Raw genomic sequence first — 23839 nt, 5'->3', positions numbered from 1 at the left:
TGGCGGCATCGGTGACCGTATAAGTGAAACTGTCCGAACCGTTGAAGTTCGCATTTGGCGTGTAGGTGTAGGTGCCATCGGTGTTGAACACCAGTGTACCGTTGCTCACGCCAGTCGCCACGGCATAAGTCAGTGTGCCGCCACTGGTAGTGGAGTCGTTGCCCGCGACGGTGCCATTTACCGCAGTGTCTTCGTCAGTGGTCGCGGTGTCATCGGCAGCGGTCAGGTCGGTCACCGGGTTAACCGTGATCATGACAGTTTGTGTAGAACTCTCGCCGCTCGCCGCGTCGGTCACGGTATAAGTGAAGCTGTCCGAACCGTTGAAGTTCGCATTTGGCGTGTAGGTGTAGGTGCCATCGGTATTGAACACCAGAATGCCATTGCTCACGCCAGTCGCCACTGCATAGGTCAGCGCGCCGCCACTGGTGGTGGAGTCGTTACCCGCGACGGTGCCGTTCACCGCGGTGTCTTCGTCGGTGGTCGCCGTGTCATCGGCAGCCGTTAAGTCAGTCACAGGGTTGACCGTGATCGTTACCGTCTGAGTTGCGGTTTCGCCGCTGGCCGCATCGGTCACTGTATAGGTGAAGCTGTCCGAGCCGTTAAAGTTCGCATCCGGGGTGTATGTATAAGTGCCGTCGGCATTAAAGGCTAAGGTGCCGTTACTTACACCGCTCGCAACTGCGTAAGTCAGCGCGCCGCCACTGGTGGTGGAGTCGTTGCTGGCTACCGTGCCGTTTACCGCAGTATCTTCATCTGTGGTCGCGCTATCGTCTGCAGCGGTGAGATCCGTGACCGGGTTCACCGTGATGGCGACGGTTTGCGTGGAGCTTTCGCCGCTGGCCGCGTCGGTCACCGTGTAGGTGAAGCTGTCAGAACCGTTGAAGTTGGCGTTCGGTGTGTAGGTGTAGGTGCCATCGGTGTTGAACACCAGGGTGCCGTTCGCTACACCGGTGGCGACTGCGTAGGTCAGTGAGCCACCACTGGTAGTGCTGTCGTTACCCGCTACGGTGCCGTTTACAGCGGTGTCTTCGTCGGTAGTTACCGTGTCATCCGCAGCGGTTAAGTCGGTCACCGGATTGACGGTAATGGTGACGGTCTGGGTGGCCGTTTCGCCGCTAGCTGCGTCAGTTACTGTGTAGGTGAAACTATCCGAACCATTAAAGTTAGCATCCGGGGTATAGGTGTAAGTACCGTCAGCATTGAACACCAGGGTGCCATTCGCTACGCCACTCGCCACCGCATAGGTCAGGGCGCCGCCACTGGTGGTGGAGTCGTTGCTGGCTACCGTGCCGTTTACGGCGGTATCTTCGTCGGTGGCGGCCGTGTCATCCGCAGCCGTCAGGTCGGTCACAGGGTTAACCGTGATGTTTACCGTCTGAGTAGAGCTTTCGCCGCTCGCCGCATCGGTCACCGTATACGTGAAGCTGTCCGAACCGTTGAAGTTGGCGTTCGGTGTGTAGGTGTAGGTGCCATCGGTGTTGAACACCAACGTGCCGTTCGCTACACCGGTGGCAACTGCGTAGGTCAGGGCGCCGCCACTGGTGGTGCTGTCATTGCTGGCTACAGTGCCATTTACCGCCGTGTCTTCATCGGTAGTTGCCGTGTCATCGGCAGCCGTTAAGTCAGTCACCGGATTCACGGTGATGGTGACGGTTTGCGTAGAACTCTCACCGCTCGCCGCGTCGGTCACTGTGTAGGTGAAACTGTCGCTGCCGTTGAAGTTCGCATCTGGTGTGTATGTATAGGTGCCATCGGTGTTGAACACCAACGTGCCATTGCTCACGCCAGTCGCGACTGCATAAGTCAGCGTACCACCACTGGTGGTGGAGTCGTTGCTGGCTACGGTGCCATTTACGGCAGTGTCTTCATCAGTAGTCGCGGTGTCATCGGCTGCCGTTAAATCAGTCACCGGATTGACGGTGATGGTGACTGTTTGCGTAGAACTCTCGCCACTGGCCGCATCAGTCACGGTGTAGGTGAAGCTGTCCGAACCGTTGAAGTTCGCATCCGGGGTGTAGGTGTAAGTACCGTCAGTATTGAATACCAGAGTACCGTTGCTTACACCGGTTGCCACTGCATAGGTCAGCGCGCCGCCACTGGTGGTGGAGTCGTTGGTCGCGACGGTGCCATTTACTGCGGTGTCTTCGTCGGTGGTCGCCGTGTCATCGGTTGCCGTCAGATCGGTGACCGGGTTCACGGTGATGGTGACGGTTTGCGTAGAGCTTTCGCCGCTGGCCGCATCGGTCACCGTGTAGGTAAAGCTATCACTGCCATTGAAGTTAGCGTTAGGCGTGTAGGTGTAAGTGCCATCGGTGTTGAACACCAGGGTACCATTGCTCACGCCAGTCGCCACAGCATAGGTCAGTGTGCCGCCACTGGTAGTGCTGTCGTTACCCGCAACGGTGCCATTTACTGCGGTGTCTTCGTCGGTGGTCGCCGTGTCATCGGTTGCCGTCAGATCGGTGACCGGGTTCACGGTGATGGTGACGGTTTGCGTAGAGCTTTCGCCACTGGCCGCATCGGTCACCGTGTAGGTAAAGCTATCACTGCCATTGAAGTTAGCGTTAGGCGTGTAGGTGTAAGTGCCATCGGTGTTGAACACCAGGGTACCATTGCTCACGCCAGTCGCCACAGCATAGGTCAGTGTGCCGCCACTGGTAGTGCTGTCGTTACCCGCAACGGTGCCATTTACGGCAGTATCTTCGTCAGTGGTTGCCGTGTCATCGCCCGCCGTCAGATCAGTCACCGGATTCACGGTGATCGTTACAGTCTGAGTAGAGCTTTCGCCGCTGGCGGCATCAGTTACCGTGTAAGTGAAGCTATCAGAACCATTGAAGTTAGCGTTTGGCGTGTAGGTATAGGTACCGTCGGTGTTGAACACCAGGGTACCGTTGCTCACACCGGTCGCGACTGCATAGGTCAGCGCACCGCCACTGGTGGTGGAGTCGTTGCCCGCTACCGTGCTGTTTACGGCCGTGTCTTCATCAGTGGTCGCGGTATCGTCTGCAGCGGTCAAATCCGTCACCGGGTTTACGGTGATCGTGACGGTTCGTGTCAGGCTTTCACCACTGGTTGGGTCACTGACGGTGTAGGTGAAGCTGTCACTGCCATTAAAGTTGTTATTCGGTGTATAGGTGTAGGTGCCGTCGGTGTTGAACACCAGAGTGCCATTGCTCACGCCAGTCGCAACTGCGTAGGTCAGTGTGCCGCCACTGGTGGTGGAATCGTTGCCCGCCACCGTGCCATTTACCGCGGTGTCTTCGTCAGTGGTCGTGGTATCGTCCCCGGCAGTTAAGTCTCCTGCCGGATCAACAGTAATCGTAACGGTCTGGGTGGCAGTTTCGCCGCTGGCCGCATCAGTCACCGTGTAAGTGAAGCTGTCACTGCCGTTGAAGTTGGCGTTCGGCGTATAGGTATACGTGCCGTCGGTGTTAAACACCAGGGTGCCATTACTTACGCCAGTAGCGACGGCATAAGTCAACGCGCCGCCACTGGTAGTATTGTCATTCGCAGATACTGTGCCATTGAGTGGCGTATCTTCACTTGTGGTCGCGGTATCGTCAGCGGCCGTCAGGTCTGTCACTGGGTTAACCGTGATGTTTACGGTCTGCGTAGAACTCTCGCCGCTGGCCGCATCAGTGACGGTGTAAGTGAAGCTGTCACTGCCGTTGAAATTCGCATTTGGCGTGTAGGTATAAGTACCATCGGTGTTAAACACTAGGGTGCCGTTCGCTACGCCAGTTGCCACCGCATAGGTCAGGGCTCCGCCACTGGTGGTGGAGTCGTTGCCCGCTACCGTGCCGTTTACGGCGGTGTCTTCGTCGGTAGTTGCCGTGTCATCCGCAGCCGTCAGGTCAGTCACCGGGTTCACAGTGATGGTGACGGTTTGCGTAGAACTTTCGCCACTGGCGGCATCGGTCACGGTGTACGTGAAGCTGTCGCTACCATTGAAATTGGCGTTCGGCGTGTAGGTGTAGGTGCCGTCAGCATTAAAGGCTAACGTACCGTTGCTCACACCGCTCGCGACTGCGTAGGTCAGTGTGCCACCACTGGTAGTGGAGTCGTTGCCCGCGACGGTGCCGTTTACCGCGGTGTCTTCGTCGGTGATCGCGGTGTCATCCGCAGCCGTTAAGTCCGTCACCGGATTCACGGTGATGGTCACGGTTTGCGTAGAACTTTCGCCACTGGCGGCATCCGTCACCGTATACGTGAAGCTGTCGCTGCCATTGAAATTGGCATCTGGCGTATAGGTGTAAGTACCATCGGTGTTGAACACCAGAGTACCGTTGGATACGCCAGTCGCCACCGCATAGGTCAAGGTGCCGCCACTGGTAGTGGAATCGTTGCCTGCCACCGTACCGTTAACTGCCGTGTCTTCGTCGGTGGTTGCCGTGTCATCTGCTGCGCTCAGGTCTGTCACCGGATTAACGGTGATGGTTACGGTCTGGGTGGCAGTTTCGCCGCTGGCCGCATCGGTTACCGTGTAGGTGAAACTGTCGGAACCGTTGAAGTTCGCATCCGGGGTGTAGGTGTAGGTGCCGTCGGTGTTGAACACCAGCGTACCGTTGCTCACGCCGCTCGCGACTGCGTAGGTCAATGTGCCACCACTGGTAGTGGTGTCGTTGCTGGCTACGGTGCCGTTTACTGCAGTGTCTTCGTCGGTGGTCGCCGTATCATCACCAGCCGTCAGATCGGTGACCGGGTTAACCGTGATGGTTACCGTTTGTGTAGAACTCTCGCCGCTAGCCGCGTCGGTCACCGTGTAGGTGAAGCTGTCCGAACCGTTGAAGTTAGCGTTTGGCGTATAGGTGTAGGTGCCGTCGGTGTTGAACACCAGGGTACCGTTCGCTACACCGCTTGCCACGGCATAGGTCAGCGCGCCGCCACTGGTGGTGGAGTCGTTGCTGGCTACGGTGCCATTTACCGCGGTGTCTTCGTCGGTGGTTGCCGTGTCATCGGCAGCCGTCAGATCGGTGACCGGGTTCACGGTGATGGTGACGGTCTGCGTAGAGCTCTCGCCGCTAGCCGCGTCGGTGACCGTGTAGGTGAAGCTGTCCGAACCGTTGAAGTTAGCGTTTGGCGTATAGGCGTAGGTGCCGTCGGTGTTTAGCACCAGAGTACCGTTGCTTACGCCAGTCGCCACGGCATAGGTCAGAGCGCCGCCACTGGTAGTGGAGTCATTGCCCGCTACGGTGCCATTTACTGCGGTATCTTCATCGGTGGTTGCAGTATCATCGCCCGCGGTCAGATCTGTAACAGGCGTTACGTTCAAAGTTACCGTTTGAGTAGCAGTCTCATTACCGAACAGGTCTGTTACTGTGTAGGTAAAACTGTCGGTTCCGTTAAAATTTGGGTCGGGCGTGTATGTAAAAGTGCCGTCGGTATTGAATACCAACGTGCCGTTACTGACGCCGGTCGTAACCGCATAGGTTAAAACACCACCGCTGGTTGTACTGTCGTTCGCTGCTACCGTACTGCTTACCGCTGAATCTTCAGCAGTAGTTGCTTCATCATCCGCAGCGGTCAGGTTTATAACCAGGTTTGCCAGGTTCGGTTGCAGGTTATTAATATCGATAAACGCTGAGTTATCCGCTTCAGTATCATTCGGATTAACTGTTGATTCACTCTCAAAACCGGCAGTGGCAATTACCGACTCGGCGCTGCGGGAAATTTCGCCAAGCGCACTGAATCCGCTATTACTTGCCGCTCCGTTGCCGCCCTGTGCTCCGGCAGCGGTTTCTTCCAACAGCTCTGTCGGGTCAGCACCCGCCAGAATCAGCTGTTCAATGGCAGACAGCTCGCCGTCAATTTCAGATTGTCCGGCCAGTGACTGGATATTCAGGCTAACCTCTCCGGTTTCCGGATCAACTACAACCAGGGCCGTACTGCCGGCAGGCAGGTGCTCTTCACCATTACTCAGGTTCACTGTCACAGCGCTGTTGTCTGCGGTAATAATCTTGTCGCCAGGATAAAGTTTTTCTTCAGCAGTGGCGGCTCGCAACTTTCCATCTTCGGAAAGCAGCACTACATCACCTTCAACACTGATAATCACTACATCAACCCTGGTATCAGCCATACCGACCTCACTTGAATACCCCAAGAGGTATTTGTAAACAATGAACATATTTCCGGAAAAGAATGCACAAAGCGTTCCTTTTCACGATAAATCAAGATAAAACAACAACATAAAAATCGTACTACAGAACGATTGCCGTCTGCAGCGGCAAAGGTCTGTAGCACGTGTCATTATGAGACACATTTTTACAGTAAAAACGCTTGATACAAGATGAATACAGCCATCGGATGACAGCTTGCGGCACGTAAAAATATGGCGCGAATTTTAACAAAATCCCCCCATAACAGAAACCTTATTAACGCTTCGCAACCCCGAAGAAAAACACCCGTAACAAGCACGCTTATCCCACCATATCTGTCTGAATCAAATCTGAAAAAACTAACAGAAAATGCTGCTATACCCGCCCCACCTCATCCAATTACTGATGGACGAAAAAAGTATTATCTGCCCCGGCTATCCGAAGAAGAAAAGATATTATTGCCAGCGATCAGCTACTTTATATACCGGGTGTTCCTTAATATCTGTAACCGGACTTCCATCTTAAAGAAGGCCGCTTCATACTGTTGATAAATTTAGGTAAATTGACGTCTGGAGACGTTCAATCCGATTCATGCACAGAGGTTTCCGGAATCAATGCCTTTGCTCTTCAGAATTAAAAAAGTCTTCCTCCGGCACTTTATGGATTTACGCTGGTACAGCATCGTGCTGGCCATCGTCTTTTATGTCGTAATGAGCTGGGGGTTACTTCAGTTAGCCGGTGAACAAGCACTGCTTACCGGTGCAGATTTCATCTACTGGATGATCGTAACGGCATCCACCGTTGGCTACGGAGATTTCTCTCCTACAACGGCGGCCGGTAAATACATTGTTTCTCTGTTTGTGATTCCGTTCGGCCTCGGGCTGTTCGGTCTGGCTGTCGGCAGGCTGGCGGCATTTGTTTCATTCCAATGGCGAAAGGGGTTAAAAGGTTTGAAAACGTTAGATTACACCGGGCATATTCTGATCATTGGCTGGAATAATGAGCGTACATTACAGCTCATCAGGTTGCTGTTACGGGAGATTGAATATCACCACGAAACCCAGCGGGTGGCACTGTGTGTGAAAGCCGATATTGAAAATCCGTTACCGGACGAAATCGGCTTTATCCGGGTGAACAGCTTCAACAATGACGAACAGATGTCCCGCGCTGCTTTGAAACAGGCCAGCTGTATCATCATCGATAACCCTGAAGATGATCTGAGCATGACCACGGCCCTGTACTGTTCTGATCAGAACCCCGACGCCCATATCATTGCGTACTTCAAGGAAGAAAGCCTCGGCAAACTGCTTAAGGCCCACTGCCCGAATGTTGAGTGCATGCCGTCCGTCGCCATTGAGATGCTGGCTAAGTCGGCTATGGATCCGGGCTCCAGCGCCCTGCATCATCAGTTACTGGATGTACACAGCGGTATGACCCAGTACTCCATGCCTTTTGGTGCCGATAAAACAGTCACCGTGAGGGACTTATTCCTGAAACTCAAAGAAGAATATGCCGCCACACTGATCGGTGTTTCCAGCCAGGGATACGATGCCATTGAACTGAACCCGGCGCTGGACCAGTCCGTTGCACCGGGCAGTACACTGTATTACATTGCCGATGAACGGATTAACCAGCTTAACTGGGATACATTTTAAGCCTCACTGCCAAAGGATATTGCATGCTTACCTCACTCGAAGGACTCACAAACTTTGCCCTGTATTTTGCCGTGGCGATCGGCTTGTTAATGGCGTTTAAATTCATCTATGCGTTTATAACCCCTTACGATGAATGGAAGCTGGTCAGGGAAGAACAGAACATTGCCGCTGCAACCGGCTTTACCGGTGCCATCATTGGCTTTTCACTGGCACTGGCCAGCGCTGCAGCAAACTCAGTTTCACTGATCGATTTTGCCATTTGGGGAGTAATCGGTCTGGTTGCCCAGATTCTGGCATTTCTTATCCTGCGTTTTGTCTTCATGCCGAAACTGGTACAGCGGATTAAGGATAACGAAATCTCAGCTGGCATCATGCTCGGCGGCCTGTCGGTGGCAGTTGGCCTGTTAAATGCGGCCTGCATGACTTACTGAAGGATATAGCCATGAAAAGGACCCAAGCTATAAATCTGCAGCGGATGCGTAAATGTCTGAATCCGCGCCTTAAGCCGTTGGCAGTGGCGGTTTCATCCGTGATGCTGGTTTCCTGCAGCGACGTGGATGTAGAAGTGTATGAAACCGTTGCCCAGTGTATCGCAGAGAACCCGCTGATGATGCAGGACTGCGAAGCAGCATACCGCCATGCCCAGTCGGAGTCATTCCGTACCGGCCCTAAATATCAGACAGAACCAGCCTGTGAAGATGAATTCGGTGATGAGCAGTGCATCCCCTATAACGTCCTGAACAACCAAACCTGGTTCATGCCTATCATGGCCGGTTTCCTGTTCTACAACGGTAATGACTGGGACGATGATGATTACATCTCGAGCCCGCTTTACAGCTCTAAATCCCGACGTTCGCGGGTGTTCGGTAAGTGGACCAGCGCTGACGGTATCGTTTACGGCCCGAAACGCTTCGGCACCATCACTGTGGATAAAAGCAGTTTCAAACTTAAGCCAACTACCACCCGGACACTTTCCCGGGGAGGCTTTGGCCTGAGTGTTGCGTCCCGTTCCAGCCGGGGAGGCTGATATGCAACGCCACGAGTGCAGGGAACGCCCGGACTGGCAAACCCGGGCCGCAGAATTCGGTTTTACCTTCCACACCATGTACGGCGAACCCTACTGGGATGAGTCCGTCTACTATGAATTCAGCCTGCAGCAGGTTGAGGATCATATTGAAGACCCGACAGAAGAACTGCACCGGATGTGTCTGGCTGCCGTGGATGAAGTGGTTAGCAGCGAATCCTTGATGGAGAAGTTTCAGATCCCGGACGCACACCGGGATCTGATCCGGCATTCCTGGCTGCGCAAGGACCCGAGCCTCTATTCCCGCATGGACCTGGCCTACAACGGCAGCGGCCCGGCAAAACTCTATGAAAATAACGCCGACACCCCCACCAGCCTGTATGAAACCGGTTTCTGGCAATGGCTCTGGCTGGAAGACAAGATCAACAGTGGTGACTTACCCAAGCAGGCTGATCAGTACAACTCTCTGCAGGAAAAGCTGATCGAACGGTTCCGTGAAATCCGTCAGCCACGATTAGATTCCGTATTGCATTTTGCCTGTGCTAAAGACACCGATGAAGACCGCGGCACCGTGCAATACCTGCAGGACTGTGCCAGCGAAGCCGGTATCCGCAATAAGTTCACCTATGTGGAAGATATCGGCCACGGCGTCGGAGATGTGTTTACCGACATCGACAGCGAACAGATTCGCTGGATGTTTAAACTCTACCCCTGGGAATTTATGCTCCGGGAAGACTTTGGCGACCTGCTGCAAAAATCCGCCGTGTCCTGGCTGGAACCTCCATGGAAAGCACTGGTATCCAACAAAGCGATTCTGCCGCTACTCTGGAAAATGTTTCCCGGCCACCCCAACCTGCTGCCGTCCTATTTTGAAGAAGACATGCCATCGTCCGGGCTGAGCCGCTATGTACGCAAGCCAATATTTGCCCGTGAAGGCGCTAATGTCAGCATTCATGTGGACGGACAACAGATTGAAGCTTCAGAAGGTCCGTACGGTGAGGAAGGCTTTATTTATCAGGAATACTGTCCCCTGCCCCGCTTTGCAGGCAATCATACACTGATCGGTTCCTGGCTAATCAATGACCGTCCCGCGGGCATGTCCGTCCGGGAAGACAGCAGCCAGATCACTCAGGACTTATCCCGTTTTGTGCCGCACATCATTCTGGATAACTAACTTGTTCATGGCTTACAGATAAAGAGCGCCAGTGATGTTGGTGCTCATCATCAGTCACCCGGCAGTCAAAGGGGCATGACGCAAGGTAATCTCATCAGAGGGAAAGGTAGTCATCCCTGACGAACGGCGGCCAGTAAGGACCGCCGTTTCCTTTACCGGAATGATCAGCCGTTAAAATTCATAACGGGCAGTCATATAGAAGGTACGCGGGCCGCCCACATTAATCCGGTAAGTATCACCGCTGCCATTGGCCAGGTAATGGGTTTTATCCGTCAGGTTTTTAATACCCGCCTGCAAGCGCAGTGTCTGCTCATTCCCCAGCGGGATGTAATACCAGGTCGCCGTATCGTAGACGGTATAGGAAGGCAGCTTATAAGTGTTCGCATCGTTGCCATAACGCTCCCCGACATGCTCCATCCCCAGACCAAATCCCAAACCGGCCCAGTCGCCTCCCTGAACTTCATAAGATCCCCAGATCCGCGCTTTATGCTGCGGAATACTGTAAGGCCGGTTACCTTCATTAGCCGTTGATGTACCACTGACTCGAACAATTTCGCTGTCCATGTAGGAATATGAAGCCAGTACGTTAAGACCCGACACGAATTGCATAGTACTGCTGATATCCACCCCGCGGGTCTGCTCTTCACCGTTCAGGTATGCAACCAGATTTTCGTAACGCAGAACGTTCTTACGGGTTAAATCATAGGCCGCCGCAGTAAAGCGCAGCTTGTCATCCATGAAGCTGGTTTTGATCCCCAGCTCAATCTGGGATGAATCTTCCGGCGCCAGTGACGCTGATGAAGCGGTCGACCCGGCAGTCACGCCAATGTAGTTAGGGGTGAATGATTCACTGTAAGAGGCATACACCGCCACTTCATCAGTGATGTCATACATCAGCCCCGCCTGGGTGCTGATATTGTCATTCTTGCTGCTGACCTTACTCACTTCCGGTGTGGCCAGTTTTTCAAACCCCTGTTGCCCGGAATTAATCGCCCGGTAATAGGTTGTGCTGGTCTCATCAATTTCAAACCGGTCGTAGCGAATACCGGTTAACAGGTTCAGCCGGTCAGTCAGATATGCCAGGTTCTGTACCGACAACCCGAACTCATCAATGGTTTCTTCACTGTCATTCAGTAAGGTCTGCGCCAATTTCTGATTAGCCGGCTGCACCGAACTGTTAACATCAATCACGGACAGATCATATACATAAGCACCAAACCCACCGGCAATTAACGCGGCCGGCGTATCTGTCAGGGCTGCCCCGTCGGCATCTTTTACTTTACGGCGGGTATAGTTAGCACCCAGATACAGCGTATTGTCGATATCTCCGATCTGATAATCACCACTGAGGCTGTCAGACAAAAACAGATCACTTTCCTTAACATCAGGGTTCGTATCGGAAATCCGGACTAACTGCCCGTTAGCCTGAACAGAACTGCGATTCAGCCCTGCCAGTGCAACACTCAGGAAATCACTACCGGCCGGAACAGCATTCAGCCCGGACACAGGTCGGGTCTGATAATCATCAAATTTCTTCTCGTAATAGCCAAACTTCAAACGGTTAGTCCAGCCATTGTCCAGTTCATGATCCCAGTCGAACTGAATTCTGCTGTCAGTACTTTCCCGCTTATCATGCTCGCTGCCCAACCGTCGCTCGTCCGGAATATCAGCAATGCTGATATTGCCGCTGGCATCCGCAATTGCAACAGTCCCCCGGTCGATGGGTAATTCCTGTTTGGCGTAATTCAGCCGCAGGGTATAGGTGTTTTGCTCATCCGGTGTATAACTGATTGATGGTGAAATGCTGAAACTCTGACGCTCTGAAGGAAATGTACCTTCGGTAGTCTTTACGTCCCGGAAGTTCTCACTGTCTTCTCCGGACATAATCAGCCGGTACTGCAGGTCCTCCGACAGTGACCCGGTGCTGTCCAGCACCAGCTTCTGCTTGCCATGTTCATCCATTTCCAGCTGAAGCGAATTAGACTGCTCAGCCTGCGGCTTCTTGGTAATGATATTCACCAGACCACCCGGGCTTACCTGCCCGTGCAGGACCGATGCAGGTCCAAGAATGACCTCAGTGCTTTCAACATTGGCCAGATCGATGTTATAGCGGTTACTTACCGGGTTTCCGTCAACAAACAGATGGCTGCTGGTAAATCCCCGAATGTTCACCTGGGTTTCTGTTCCGCCAAATCCATGGGCACGGGTAACACCCGCCGCATTCATGAGCAGGTCATTCATGTCATTGGCGTTCTGATCCAGAATCAGCTGTTCCGGCAGTACCTGCACAGTCCGGGGCAGTTCATCAATGTCTGCCGGGAAGCCTGTCGCAGAAGAAGCTTCATCAAATTCGTAGCGGCTCAGAGGGGTACCGTATATCACCGCCACCTCAGCCTCTCTGACATCACTTACTGTATTCTGCGCGGAAGCATTTGCCGGTGTGATCACCAGTTGTTTACCATCATTAATCCGGAAACTGAAACCGGTATTCTGCAGCAACTGTTCCAATGCCTGCCCGACCGTCATATCGGCATCAACAGCCACCGCCTGCTGCTGAAACTGCCCCGCCGGCATCAGCACAATCAGCCCGGCCTGCTCAGCAACACTGATGAGAGAGCGCTGCAAACTCTGTGCAGGGACAGCACTCTGTAACGGGTGAGTTAAAACATCTTCCTGCTGAGCTAAAGCCTGGGACGACACACCCAGAGCAATCGCCGAACAAAGCAGTGTGCGCATGAAACCTTTCCGCAAAGCAGTTTTTTGTAAAAAACCGGTCGCAGATGAAATATTGGCGGAAACCTGGCTGAGGGCCATGACCTGAAACTCCTGACTACTTAACAAAAACACAAAATACAAATACAAACAATTCGCATTACTTAAACATTAAGTACGTCACCGGGCTGTAATTACCCAACCCCTTTCAGGAAAAAAATTTCAGCGGTGCAATAAAACCAGTGAATCTGACAGGTTCAGATGTTTGATATCCAGAATCTGATGAAGCATTTCCAGCGTTGTCGGAAGATCGTCCAGTGGCAAAATACCGCTGACCCGGGCATCCAGTAACCGGGGATCAACGGAACGGATCACTGCAGAATAATGCCGGTTAAGCAGTGTAACCAGCTCACCAACGGGCATGTCTTCAACACTGACAGTCCCCCGCTTCCAGGCGGGCCAGTAACGGGCACTTCCGATCTGCACGTCTGCCCGACCATTACGAAATTGCAGTTCCTGACCCACAGCCATCCTGATACGTTCACTGTCGGTGCCGGAATCCACAATACCTTCCGTCAGGGTTACCGTTACCTGAGATTCACTCAGGCTGATGTTGAATGCCGTGCCCACTGCAGTCGTGAGGGTTTCCCCGGCAATTACCCGGAATGGCCTCAGAGAATCTTTGGCTACTTCAAAAAAAGCTTCTCCGCGCAGTAAGGTGAGGCTCCTGGCGTCTGCTGTTATCTCTGCATCCACAGCAGTTCCACCGCTCAGATAAAGGCGGCTGCCGTCTTCCAGCACGTGCATGCCCTGCTCACCGCTGGCCGTTACGTAGTCTGCATTACTCAGGGGTAACAGCACAGAACCGGGGACAAACGCGATCAAAAACAACAATAAGCAGCATAACGATGCCCCCAGCCAGTAGTAAGGTTTACTGGCACGCCTGCGCGTTACCGAAACATTCATGGCTTCCTGCGCTTGTGGCATTTGCACCGCGGCTTCATCAACCCGGTTAACGTTGTCCCAGAGCAGCAGTACCTCCAGATATCGGCTTTCGTTATCCGGATGGCTGTCCTTCCATTCAACAAAAGCCTCTTTAAGGCCGGCATTTTCCGGATCTGCCTGTAACTTTAGAAACCAGTCCAGCGCTTCATCCTGACTGGCGCTGGCAACCTGCTGCCTGGCTTGTGAAGAAGAATTTATCTGTGACATCCGGCGTCCCTCAGTTCAGATCTTTCAGTAACGCATGGCGGCATTTTTGCAGTGCGTTTTTTAGATGTTTTTCAACCATGGTCTGCGAAATGCCAAGCTCCCTGGCAACTTCACGTAATGGCATTTCCCTGAAACGGGCCAGTAACAGCGTTTCCTTACTGCGTGGTGGCAGTTGCTCAATGGCTGCCCGCAGACAATCTATTTCCCGTTGCTGAGCGATACATTCAAGGGCCTCGGGATCATCAGATGCCCACTCCTGCAGGACGTCGTCGGATTCAGTCTCCGGCGCTCTCTGGCGGGAGCGTAAATAATCAACCGTGACATTACTGGCCACCTTGTGAATAAAAGGTTTTACCTGGCGGATGGTATCCAGTGCGGGCATGCGGGACAAACGGATAAAGGTTTCATGTAACAGTTCTTCAGCGATATGCCGGTGCTTTACCTGCCCCTGAATCTGCAATAACAGCGCCTGCCGGTATTGCCGGTACCAGCTCTCCAGCACTCCGCCCTGCTGTGCGACTGCCTCCGGTGGCCGGTCTTCCAGCGCGACATCATATAATTGACTGCTCATTACCCTGAAGTACAACCTGATCGAAATTCGCGGTAGATCATCACAACCATCGGTATTAAAGACTGCGACACTTAAAATCCGGCGCTGAGAATACTAGAGAGCAAGCCTGAAATCATCAAAAATGATAACCATTAACAAACAAAACAGATAATCACTTCTTATTAATCAAGTAATAAACGTCTCTTAAAGCAGACAAAATCACCTTACACCCTACCCAAAGTGGGTTTTAGTCATTGAGTCCCAGACAAATCGGCCGCTAATATGAATGCAAGATGAACAAAATAATCATAAAAATAATTTTCCGGCTTTCATCTCGGTGTACTTCCAGCTCCAGTACCCGGATAAGTATTCAGATTTACAGCTGACAGCCGGACCACAAGCAGACTCTGCATGACAAAAAAAACTGATGAGCTCGTAAAACGAAAAGTAACCGATGAGAATGTAATTACCGGCGAAGCACTGAACTGGGATATCTTTTCCTCAGCGGGATCACTGCTGCTTTCAAAAGGCCATGTGATAAAAAGCGACAGCCAGATCACCCAACTGATTGCCCGGGGAGCCTGTTATTACTGTTCACCTGAAGAAGTGGCCAGCACAGACAAAAAAGGCCGAGATCCTAATGAGCCGGCAGTCAGTTTTCTGATTATCAACACATTACTTGATCATCTGAAAAATGCTTTCGCCATTCTGCACGAAGAAAACGACCCTACCTTTATCAACCGGATCATGCGCATCGCACTGGATATCCAGTATGCCTGTGATGAAAACACCGACGCCATGGTTGGCAGTATTCAGCTCAATCAGGAAGCCCCTAATTTTCTTGCTCACCCGCTGCACAATGCCATTTTGTGTGAAGCAGCCTGTCGCCGTCAGGGTAAAGGCCCGCTGGACCGTTTACCGATTCTGGTTGCAGCCCTGACCCAGAATATTGGCATGCTCGAAATCCAGGAACAGGTATTTCATCAGGAAGAAGCCCTCAGCGAAGAACAGCAGAAAATCATTACTGAGCATCCACAAACCGGCCATGACCTGCTGATTAGCCACGGAGTAACTGAAAAACGCTGGTTAACGGCGGTCCACCAGCACCATGAACGTATAGATGGCAGCGGTTACCCTTCAGGCATTCGCGGAGAAGATCTCAGCGAAGACGCCAAGCTGCTGGCGATTACCGATAACTACACAGCCCTGATCCGCCCGCGGGCTTATCGCAGCAGAATTCTGCATAAAGATGCTCTGCGGCAAATGCTGCAGCAGCGCGGCAGCTCCATTGACGGCGACCTGGTTACCCTGCTGATAAACGCCATCGGTATATATTCACCGGGCAGCCTGATTGAACTGACAAGCGGTGAGGTCGGTATCGTTACCCGGCTGACAAAGAAACTTGATGAACCCCGCGTTCGCCTGATCACTGATGCCCGGAAACACCCCTCTGAAATCGGGGACGAAATCCCTACCGGGGGTGAAACAGGCCTGACCATTAAAAACATGCTCTGCGCAAAAGAAAATCAGCATCTACTGAAAGACCTGCGAACCGTCTGGCCCATGCAACACCCGCTGGCACGGGACGAAATGTAATCTTCGCCTCTCTTCACCCGCATCTTTCCTGCACTTACCGGGAAAGCTGATTGTCAGTTTTCGCCCGTAATCTGTCACCTGTGCCCGTCGCTGATCTTCATATCCTCTTATAGGCTAAGGCTTTTATTTTTGTAGCGTATTCAGGCTGCAAATAACATTATCTGCTTTGCGAGGGCACCCGATGGCCACACTTATGCATGCACCGTTAACCTGTTCACTGGCTGCTCGTATAGCAGCCGCAGAAGGCGGTGTTTCCCTGAATACTGAATACCTGAACCTGCGGACCAAAACACTGGAAAACGGCTCCTCCCTTTATGACATAAATCCACTTGGGCAGGTATCCGTACTGCGGTTTGATAACGGTGAAATTCTGACGGAAACCTCCACCTGCCTGCTGTGGATTCAGTCACAGTCGGAAAACAGCCACTTCCACCGTTCTCCGAATGACCCGGAATACTTTCAAATGCTGCGCTGGATCGCCTTTTGCGCCACAGAGCTGCATAAGCAGATTTTCCGGGTTGTTTTCTACCCGGAAGCCACCGACAGCGTCAAAGATAAAATCCGCGACCTGGCTCCGCTGCGTTTTGAAGTGCTGAATAACCATCTGGCTGACAGAGAGTTTTTAGTAGGAGACAGCTTTTCTGCCGCCGATGCCTACCTGACCTGGTTCTTTGTACTGGCAGAAAATGCCCGCCTGAACCCTTCTGAATATGAGCATCTGAATGCTTACCGAGAACGGATGCTGGCCCGTCCTCTGATCAAAGCACTGATCGAAAGTGACCGCCTGAAAGACCGGGAAATGAATCAGCAGATCATCCCGGAAATCTGAAGCCGATAACCAAAAAGCCCGCCGCAGTTAAAACTGCGGCGGGCTTTTCCCAACCGTCTGATCAGCCAGGGATCAGAATTCTTCCCACTCGTTACCACCACTCTGAACCAGATCCGCCGGGCGGCTGCTCTTCTGCTTCAGCGGGGACTCAACATCACGCTGTTCAGTGGCTGATCCCATCAGCTTGCTGAGGGCATCATTTTTTGCCACTGTATCAGGCACGTTTCCGGCATCATCTACCGAGAAGAAGGCAATCAGGTCCATCATTTGCTGAGACTGCTGGTTCACAGACTCACTGGCCGCAGCGGTTTGTTCCACCAGTGCCGCATTTTGCTGAGTACCTTCATCCATTGAACCAATGGCAATGTTCACCTGTTCAATACCGCTGGCCTGCTCCTGACTGGCAGATGCAATTTCCGACACGATATCACTCACTTCTTTGATCGATTTAACAATCTGTTCCAGTGACTCTCCGGACTCGCCAACCAGACGGGTACCCTCTTCCACCTTCACCACGCTTTCGTTAATCAGATCCTTAATATCTTTAGCAGCGCTGGCGCTGCGCTGTGCCAGGCTACGTACTTCAGAAGCAACCACTGCAAAGCCCCGGCCCTGCTCGCCGGCACGGGCAGCCTCAACGGCGGCGTTCAGTGCCAGAAGGTTAGTCTGGAAAGCGATCTCATCAATCACACCGATGATCTCAACAATCTGCTTACTGCTCTGGTTAATGGTCGACATTGCTTCAGCAGATTCAGTGGCAACCCGGCCACCCTGCTCCGCCTGATCCCGTGCACCGCTGGCCAGCTCACTGGCTCTGCGGGCGTTATCCGCATTCTGTTTAACCGTTGCAGTCATCTCTTCCATGCTGGAAGCGGTTTCTTCAAGGCTGGCGGCCTGATCTTCCGTCCGCTGGCTCAGTACGGTATTACCCTGAGCGATCTCACCGGCACCATGACTGATCTGCTGACCACTGGAACGAATATTCGTCACCGTATCACTGAGCTGATCCATGGTGGTATTCAGTGCCCGGTCAAGGGCTTCAAACTCACCCTGGAAGTCACCTTCCATCCGCTCCCGCAGATTACCCTGAGCCAACTCAGACAATACCCGGCGTACTTCTTTAATTGGCACAACCACGGTATCCAGCATCTCATTAACACCTTCACTGATGGTTTTCATAAAGCCATCATAGTTTGAGGTGTCCAGACGCTCATCCAGTTCACCGGCAACGGAACGTGCGATCAGTGCTTCAACCTGATTCTCGGCATCCAGTTGCTCAGTAATATCAGTCCATTCAACCACGGTACCCAAACGCTGGCCTTCTTCATTCACTACAGGATTTGCGATCAAACTGAAGTGACGGTTGCCAATCTGGATATTGGTCCGGTAAGTCGATGTCAGTTTTTCCAGTAACTGATCCTGCAGGTTTTCATCGGTTAAGATCTTACCGAAGCCAGCACCCTGCAATGCATCAACATCAAAATCAGGGATATCGTTACGGATAGCCTCTTCGGCACTGCGCAACATACTTTTCACGGCAGGGTTCAGGTAAATCAGCTGACCACTGGTATCCGCCAGCATGACATTACTGGAAACGTTATCCAGCGCCACTTTAATGCGCAGTGCCGACTCAGCCTTCGCTTTACTTTCATTCAGCTCGCACCCCAGCTTAATTTGCATACTGGTCAGGGCACGTAATACATCACCAATCTCATCCGCCTGACTCAGGTCTGCCCGGGTCGTAAAGTTACCACTGGAAATGGCTTCAAACATATTCACAGCCTTATCCAGCGGCTGAGTAATTCCACGGACTGTCCGCCAGTAAAGGAACAGCGCCAGAATAATAATCAGCGACACGACGCCAAGCTCGATGGCCTGAGTGATGCGCAAATCAGTCGTCCGGTCATTAAGCAGATAATTTAACTGATGCTCGGACTCATCGAACAGCGCAAAAATATGGTTGATGACTTCTGTTCCCTGGCTGAAATAAGCATCGCTGCTGACGGTTATCACACCGCGGGACAGCAGCTGAGTATCGACCAGATGCAGGTAGTCTTTTGCTTCACGCAGTACTCCGTCAACATCGCCTTTCAGGCTCGCCTCGAGCTGCGGATTCGCTTTGAATAAAGACTTGTAGCGGTCATCAATGTCGTGAATATATTTTTCAACCAGGCCGTGCAGGGAAAGCACGGTGTCACGCTGGGACGCTTCAAGCACACCGGAAGAAATGGCTGCGGCACCGGTCCCACGCATAATGCCTAAGGTATCTGCCAGAGGTAATAATTCATTAACGGTCAGACTGATCAGCAGTGACGAATCCAGATTCGGATCAACCGCCATGCCGGATTTATCCGAAATATGCACAATGAATTCAAACAGGGAATTAATCATTGCATTGTGGCGTGCGAAACTTTGCTGCGCGTTCAGGCTTCCTAACTGGCTTTCCAGGGCTGGCCACTGGGCTTTCAGCGTCTGCCATTCAGCATCCAGCTTAAGCTCCGAACCATACTCAAGGTTTACCTGATCAATCTGGCTGATACTGGCCGTAATATTACTTTTCAGCTCAGCTAAACGGCCCGCCTGATTAATATCACCGTTTTTATACGCGGCAGTCCGCCCCCGGTGTTCCGCAAGATTCTGCTGCAGGGTACGTAACGGCATAATAAATTCCACACCGTGCACTTCATCCTGCGCTTTAGTAATTTCACTGTTCTGCTCTGCAACCACCAGGAACAGCAATGCCAGCAACGGAATCAGTACCATTGCCAGTGAGAAAGATAACTTCTGAAACAACTTCCAGCGGGAGAAAAAGTTCAGCCGTTGCCAGCGACTGGCGGCATGCAACGTAGCCTTTCCTGCATTGATATCGCGATACAGGGTATCTGCTGCATCGATATCCTGTCGGCTGGGTTTGGAGCGCACTGACATATAACCGCTGACACGGCCATTTTCCCTGATCGGTGTGACATTAGCCTGTACCCAGTAGTAATCACCGTTCTTACAACGGTTTTTCACCATGCCAATCCAGGGTTGTTCTGCGTTAAGGGTATCCCATAAGTCCTGAAATGCCGCCGGTGGCATATCCGGATGGCGCACTACATTGTGGTTTTTCCCGATCAGCTCATCCAGTGTAAAACCACTGATATCCACGAAGTCCTGATTACAATCGGTTATAACTCCTTTCAGGTCAGTCTTGGAGACCAGCTCCTGACCTTCCTGCATCATGACTTCCGTTTCAGTAACCGGCATATTGATCTTCATGCACACTCTCCCGTGGATTTTTCCAGCAACCTTTCCGAACTTAATTGTTCTCCTGCCCGGCTCCTGAAGGAACCGTGTCCGGAATTTCTATTGGATGTAATCAGGCATCGCCTGCAGCCGTGTTACCTCCATCACCCCGGGTAAATCACGGTTTACATCCGCATACAGCATAGGAGGGTTAGCGGCACTTTGAATAGCGACACGGCCATTTGATTGACCATTTTGGGGAGAACTCTGATTTTTTGCCTTATGAAAGGGAAAAAGCTTACAAATCATCAGGGTAAGCAGCCTTACCCTGATAAGTAAAATACCTCTGAAACATACCTGCGAAGCTGAATTGCTGTTGACGGTCAAATGTCTCTGTCACACATCAGGCAGTAAACGCCGATACGCTTCCAGTTCGGCACTGACATCCTGCTGAGGGTTACAGGCCATACGCCGGTAGTGATTCAGGGTTTGCTGTAAATAGGTCAGGTGAACCGAATCTGAGAAGTTCCACATCTGTTCCCCCACCGGCGTGACAGGCTCGCAGGCAGCAGCAGACACATGCAGAATTTCATAAAAACGTTGTTTATCTTCCACCAAGGTTTCGCTGATCAGGCCCAGCGACAGATCCGCCAGCGCCCTGCGTACTTTATACGTGTGATAAACCGGGCATAACAGAAACTCAACAGACACATTCGGCTGCGACTGACAGATAGCCGTCACCAGATCCATCAGAAGATCACCGCCGACACCGGCAATGATTACCAGCTGCGGTTTCCCGGCCTGCGTATAGTTGCTCAGGGGTAACCGGGCAACATCCAGACAATGTACCTGCCAGCGCTTCCCGCTGTATGTCTGTTGCAGATGCGCTTCCAGCTGAGTCATCAGTGCCGGTACCACATCCACAAAGTGGACACAGTCTGCCTGACCACGGTCCAGTAATAACTGTCCCAGCAAACCGTGATCGCAGCAGCAGTCCCAAATATGGGAATAATGGTCGCGAACCATCTCACTGAGCTGGTGTAGCCGCCGGCTGACTTTCATCCGAAAATTCTCTCAATACAATGAAGAAGCGGCTCAGTTTACCTCACCGGATGCCACACGTCATAAGCCTTATTTCTGCCTTTCATACCGCCAAAAAACATCCGCAGACAGCTGATTTTTTCATAATGGGTAGATCAATTCTTAAGCATTCAACTTTAGTCGTGCTTTCTTGATAAATATCAAAAATTGAGCCGCAATACTGTGAAACACTTCCCGTACACATATTGTTTTTAAAAGACTTTTTTGCCAGACAAACGCACACACAATTTGGGTTATAAAGTATACAAACGCTGGTTTAAATGCATTGTATATAATGTATTATCCCTTCTGTAGCACGCGATGGACCGCTGGCACCCGACGGCCAGTAAACCTATGCAGTCCAGCAATAAAAATGTTGTTTTCATAGATTAGGGTCTCCCCCCTAAGGAGCTGTTATGTCTTTTTTCAGGAATCTGTCTATCAGATCCAAACTGCAACTCATCATTCTGCTGCCCTTAAGCATTTTGTGTTTATGCATGGCCAGTATCCTTACCGACAAATACACCATTGTTACTGATGACCAGAAAGCATCTGATCTCATTCAGCTGTCGGTTGCTGCCAGTGAACTGGTACATGAAGTACAAAAGGAACGTGGTGCATCAGCCATCTATCTGGGGAGTAAAGGCCAGCGCTTTAAAACCGAGCTTGGCAACCAGCGCCGTAACACTGATACAGCTCTGAAAGCATACAAAACCGTCGTTGCTGATATTCTCGCCAAACATGAAGAAGGCGGGCTTCGTCAGACTCTGGATGCCATCAGTGCAGATCTGAACCAGCTGGAAAACATGCGCGGTAAAATTTCTTCCGTGAATATTCCCCTCCCTCAGGCGATCGGCTTCTTAACGGCCCTGAACGGAAAAATGCTCAACATCACCGCCGGTTTATCAGACATGGTCGCGGACGTTGATATTGCAAACCGGGCCTCTGCTTACTTTTACATGATGCAAAGTAAAGAACGGGCAGGCATCGAGCGGGCAGTTCTTAGCGGTGTTTTTGTGAAAGACGTGGCAACAGCCACAGAGAAAGAAAAGTATATTTCCCTGGGTGTTGAGCAAGCCGCCCTGATGCAGGTCTTCCGCAAGTTTGCCACGCAGGCAAACCAGCAGGAAGTAAACCGTATTTTGCAGAACCCGGCGGTTGCTGAAGTTAACCGTATGCGCCAGATCGCCTGGGCAGCCGAGAGCAACTTTAACGTTGATGCGAGCACCTGGTTTAAACAGGCAACCAACCGTATTAACCTGCTCAAACAGGGTGAAGATACCCTGTCGGCAGACCTGATAAGCCTGGTGAACAGCAAAAAAGATGCGGCTAACAATATTTTCTATACCGTGCTGATTGCGGCCATTCTGGTTATCAGCGCCACCATCGCACTGAGCGTACTGACCCAGCGTCAGATTGCCCTGCAATTGAAAGACATCATTGAAGGCCTGACTCAACTGGGTGAACACTCTAACCTGCGTGTCAAAGTGACACCCCGCAGCGAAGATGATCTGGGCCGTCTGGCGGTGATCTTCAACAATATGGTAGACGGTATACGTAAACTGGTAGATAACATCCAGCAAGCCGGCCACAGCATGCAAAACACTGTGGATACCATGCAGACTGTCTCCAGCGATGTCCGTACCCAAATGGTCAGTGGCCAGGATCAGACCAACATGGTGGCCGCGGCCATGTATGAAATGGCGGCATCTATTCAGGAAGTGGCATCTAACTGTTCCATGGCAGCGGATCAGTCCAATGCGACCAACATTTCCGCGGAATCCGGCAAAGAACTGCTGCAAAAAACCCGTGAAGATGTAAACACGTTGGATAACACCCTGCTCGAAACCCGGGATATCATCGGCCAGGTCGCCAGTGACAGTGAAGAAATCGGCAGCGTGCTGGACGTGATCAAAGGCGTTTCAGAACAGACTAACCTGCTGGCGCTGAATGCTGCCATTGAAGCCGCACGTGCCGGTGAACAGGGCCGTGGATTTGCGGTGGTAGCGGATGAAGTACGCACCCTTGCACAGCGTACCCGGGAATCAACTATCCGCATCGAAGAAATGATCGACAAGCTGCAGAACGGCAGCCAGAAAGCGGTTAATGCCATGACCCAGAGTCAGGAAAAAGCGGTGGCGACCCATGAAAGCATCGGTTCCCTTGTTGAGCAGCTCACCGGCATTATCGACCAGATCTCTACCATTAACGATATGAATACCCAAAATGCGGCGGCCACTGAGGAGCAGTCAGCCACGGTTAATGAAATTAACGACAATATTCAGGAAATTCAGCAGCGTTATAACGACAGCGCAGACAGCATGGAACAGCTGAGTGCCAGTTCTGACGGGGTACAAAATACCTCACAGCAGCTCAGCGCAAGCGTACAGCGCTTCCAGGTATAGCCGGATAAGTAACTGATAAAGCACATGAATGCCCAAGCTGGGCTATTCATGTGCTTTAAATACCTGATTTTTCCGGCAATCGTTACCTGTACACTTCGTAAGGACATTTATCCGTTATACAAAACTGCCCGAAACGGCAGCAAAGGCATAGAAAAACTGCCGGTATATACATAATCTGAACAAATACCGTAAAGCCGGTGATCCCCACAGGCTTTATCAGGCGGACTGCAGTGAAACACTGTAGCCGCAGTATGAATACTAATAAAAACACAGATACAT

The 23839-nt window shown here is 51.9% G+C and carries 13 protein-coding genes; 7 read left to right on the top strand and 6 right to left on the bottom strand.

What is annotated here, in order from left to right; translation table 11 throughout:
• Window positions 1-6076 (bottom strand): cadherin-like domain-containing protein (locus JYB63_RS16315; RefSeq protein ID WP_205658965.1); only part of this gene is annotated, 6076 nt, incomplete at its 3' end.
• A gap of 678 nt (window positions 6077-6754) precedes the next feature.
• Here JYB63_RS16315 and JYB63_RS16310 point away from each other — a divergent pair.
• Genes JYB63_RS16310 through JYB63_RS16295 form a run of 4 tightly spaced genes read left to right on the top strand, consistent with a single transcriptional unit; the run spans window position 6755 to window position 9948 of the window.
• Window positions 6755-7750 (top strand): potassium channel family protein, encoded by a 996-nt coding sequence (locus JYB63_RS16310; RefSeq protein ID WP_243432018.1) that lies wholly within the window; start codon window positions 6755-6757, stop codon window positions 7748-7750.
• A 23-nt stretch (window positions 7751-7773) separates the two neighbouring features.
• Window positions 7774-8181, top strand: a complete 408-nt coding sequence (locus JYB63_RS16305) for a DUF350 domain-containing protein (RefSeq protein WP_205658963.1) — start codon at window positions 7774-7776, stop codon at window positions 8179-8181.
• Between the two features lie 11 nt (window positions 8182-8192).
• Entirely contained in the window at window positions 8193-8777 is a 585-nt protein-coding gene (locus tag JYB63_RS16300) for a DUF1190 domain-containing protein (RefSeq protein WP_205658962.1), read from the top strand.
• Window position 8778: 1 nt separating this feature from the next.
• The gene (locus JYB63_RS16295) at window positions 8779-9948 is read left to right on the top strand and encodes a glutathionylspermidine synthase family protein (RefSeq protein ID WP_205658961.1); all 1170 of its coding nucleotides are present in this window, start codon (window positions 8779-8781) and stop codon (window positions 9946-9948) included.
• 171 nt (window positions 9949-10119) lie between these two features.
• Here the strand turns inward: JYB63_RS16295 and JYB63_RS16290 are convergent, their stop codons facing one another.
• The 3 genes from JYB63_RS16290 to JYB63_RS16280 form a co-directional block, all read right to left on the bottom strand.
• A complete protein-coding gene (locus JYB63_RS16290; RefSeq protein WP_205658960.1) occupies window positions 10120-12684 on the bottom strand; it encodes a TonB-dependent siderophore receptor in 2565 nt (854 codons plus the stop codon).
• A gap of 198 nt (window positions 12685-12882) precedes the next feature.
• Entirely contained in the window at window positions 12883-13872 is a 990-nt protein-coding gene (locus tag JYB63_RS16285) for a FecR family protein (RefSeq protein ID WP_205658959.1), read from the bottom strand.
• Window positions 13873-13882: 10 nt separating this feature from the next.
• The gene (locus JYB63_RS16280) at window positions 13883-14443 is read right to left on the bottom strand and encodes an RNA polymerase sigma factor (protein ID WP_205658958.1); all 561 of its coding nucleotides are present in this window, start codon (window positions 14441-14443) and stop codon (window positions 13883-13885) included.
• Between the two features lie 390 nt (window positions 14444-14833).
• Here JYB63_RS16280 and JYB63_RS16275 point away from each other — a divergent pair, with 390 nt between their 5' ends.
• Window positions 14834-16018: an HD-GYP domain-containing protein gene (locus JYB63_RS16275; RefSeq protein WP_205658957.1), complete on the top strand. Its 1185-nt coding sequence runs from the start codon at window positions 14834-14836 to the stop codon at window positions 16016-16018.
• A gap of 181 nt (window positions 16019-16199) precedes the next feature.
• Window positions 16200-16847: a glutathione binding-like protein gene (locus JYB63_RS16270; protein WP_205658956.1), complete on the top strand. Its 648-nt coding sequence runs from the start codon at window positions 16200-16202 to the stop codon at window positions 16845-16847.
• Between the two features lie 72 nt (window positions 16848-16919).
• Here the strand turns inward: JYB63_RS16270 and JYB63_RS16265 are convergent, their stop codons facing one another.
• Window positions 16920-20108 (bottom strand): methyl-accepting chemotaxis protein, encoded by a 3189-nt coding sequence (locus JYB63_RS16265; protein WP_205658955.1) that lies wholly within the window; start codon window positions 20106-20108, stop codon window positions 16920-16922.
• A gap of 363 nt (window positions 20109-20471) precedes the next feature.
• The gene (locus JYB63_RS16260; protein WP_205658954.1) at window positions 20472-21137 is read right to left on the bottom strand and encodes a tRNA (adenine(22)-N(1))-methyltransferase; all 666 of its coding nucleotides are present in this window, start codon (window positions 21135-21137) and stop codon (window positions 20472-20474) included.
• Window positions 21138-21571: 434 nt separating this feature from the next.
• On the opposite strand from JYB63_RS16260, the gene JYB63_RS16255 reads away from it, so the two are divergent.
• Window positions 21572-23560: a methyl-accepting chemotaxis protein gene (locus JYB63_RS16255; protein WP_205658953.1), complete on the top strand. Its 1989-nt coding sequence runs from the start codon at window positions 21572-21574 to the stop codon at window positions 23558-23560.
• The last annotated feature ends 279 nt before the right edge of the window (window positions 23561-23839 follow it).

The sequence above is a fragment of the Aliamphritea spongicola genome (genome assembly GCF_017051665.1).
Lineage (GTDB): Bacteria > Pseudomonadota > Gammaproteobacteria > Pseudomonadales > Balneatricaceae > Amphritea > Amphritea spongicola.
The sequence above is the reverse complement of the archived record's forward strand: the minus strand, read 5'-3'. Positions and strand labels throughout refer to the sequence as shown.

Excerpts from the sequence above, each read along its gene's own strand:
- JYB63_RS16260 (WP_205658954.1), bottom strand. The coding sequence starts at position 21,137 with ATGAAAGTCAGCCGGCGGCTACACCAGCTCAGTGAGATGGTTCGCGAC.
- JYB63_RS16310 (WP_243432018.1), top strand. The coding sequence starts at position 6,755 with ATGGATTTACGCTGGTACAGCATCGTGCTGGCCATCGTCTTTTATGTC.
- JYB63_RS16290 (WP_205658960.1), bottom strand. The coding sequence starts at position 12,684 with ATGCGCACACTGCTTTGTTCGGCGATTGCTCTGGGTGTGTCGTCCCAG.
- JYB63_RS16265 (WP_205658955.1), bottom strand. The coding sequence starts at position 20,108 with ATGAAGATCAATATGCCGGTTACTGAAACGGAAGTCATGATGCAGGAA.
- JYB63_RS16300 (WP_205658962.1), top strand. The coding sequence starts at position 8,193 with ATGAAAAGGACCCAAGCTATAAATCTGCAGCGGATGCGTAAATGTCTG.
- JYB63_RS16280 (WP_205658958.1), bottom strand. The coding sequence starts at position 14,443 with ATGAGCAGTCAATTATATGATGTCGCGCTGGAAGACCGGCCACCGGAG.
- JYB63_RS16275 (WP_205658957.1), top strand. The coding sequence starts at position 14,834 with ATGACAAAAAAAACTGATGAGCTCGTAAAACGAAAAGTAACCGATGAG.
- JYB63_RS16270 (WP_205658956.1), top strand. The coding sequence starts at position 16,200 with ATGGCCACACTTATGCATGCACCGTTAACCTGTTCACTGGCTGCTCGT.
- JYB63_RS16285 (WP_205658959.1), bottom strand. The coding sequence starts at position 13,872 with ATGTCACAGATAAATTCTTCTTCACAAGCCAGGCAGCAGGTTGCCAGC.
- JYB63_RS16295 (WP_205658961.1), top strand. The coding sequence starts at position 8,779 with ATGCAACGCCACGAGTGCAGGGAACGCCCGGACTGGCAAACCCGGGCC.
- JYB63_RS16305 (WP_205658963.1), top strand. The coding sequence starts at position 7,774 with ATGCTTACCTCACTCGAAGGACTCACAAACTTTGCCCTGTATTTTGCC.
- JYB63_RS16255 (WP_205658953.1), top strand. The coding sequence starts at position 21,572 with ATGTCTTTTTTCAGGAATCTGTCTATCAGATCCAAACTGCAACTCATC.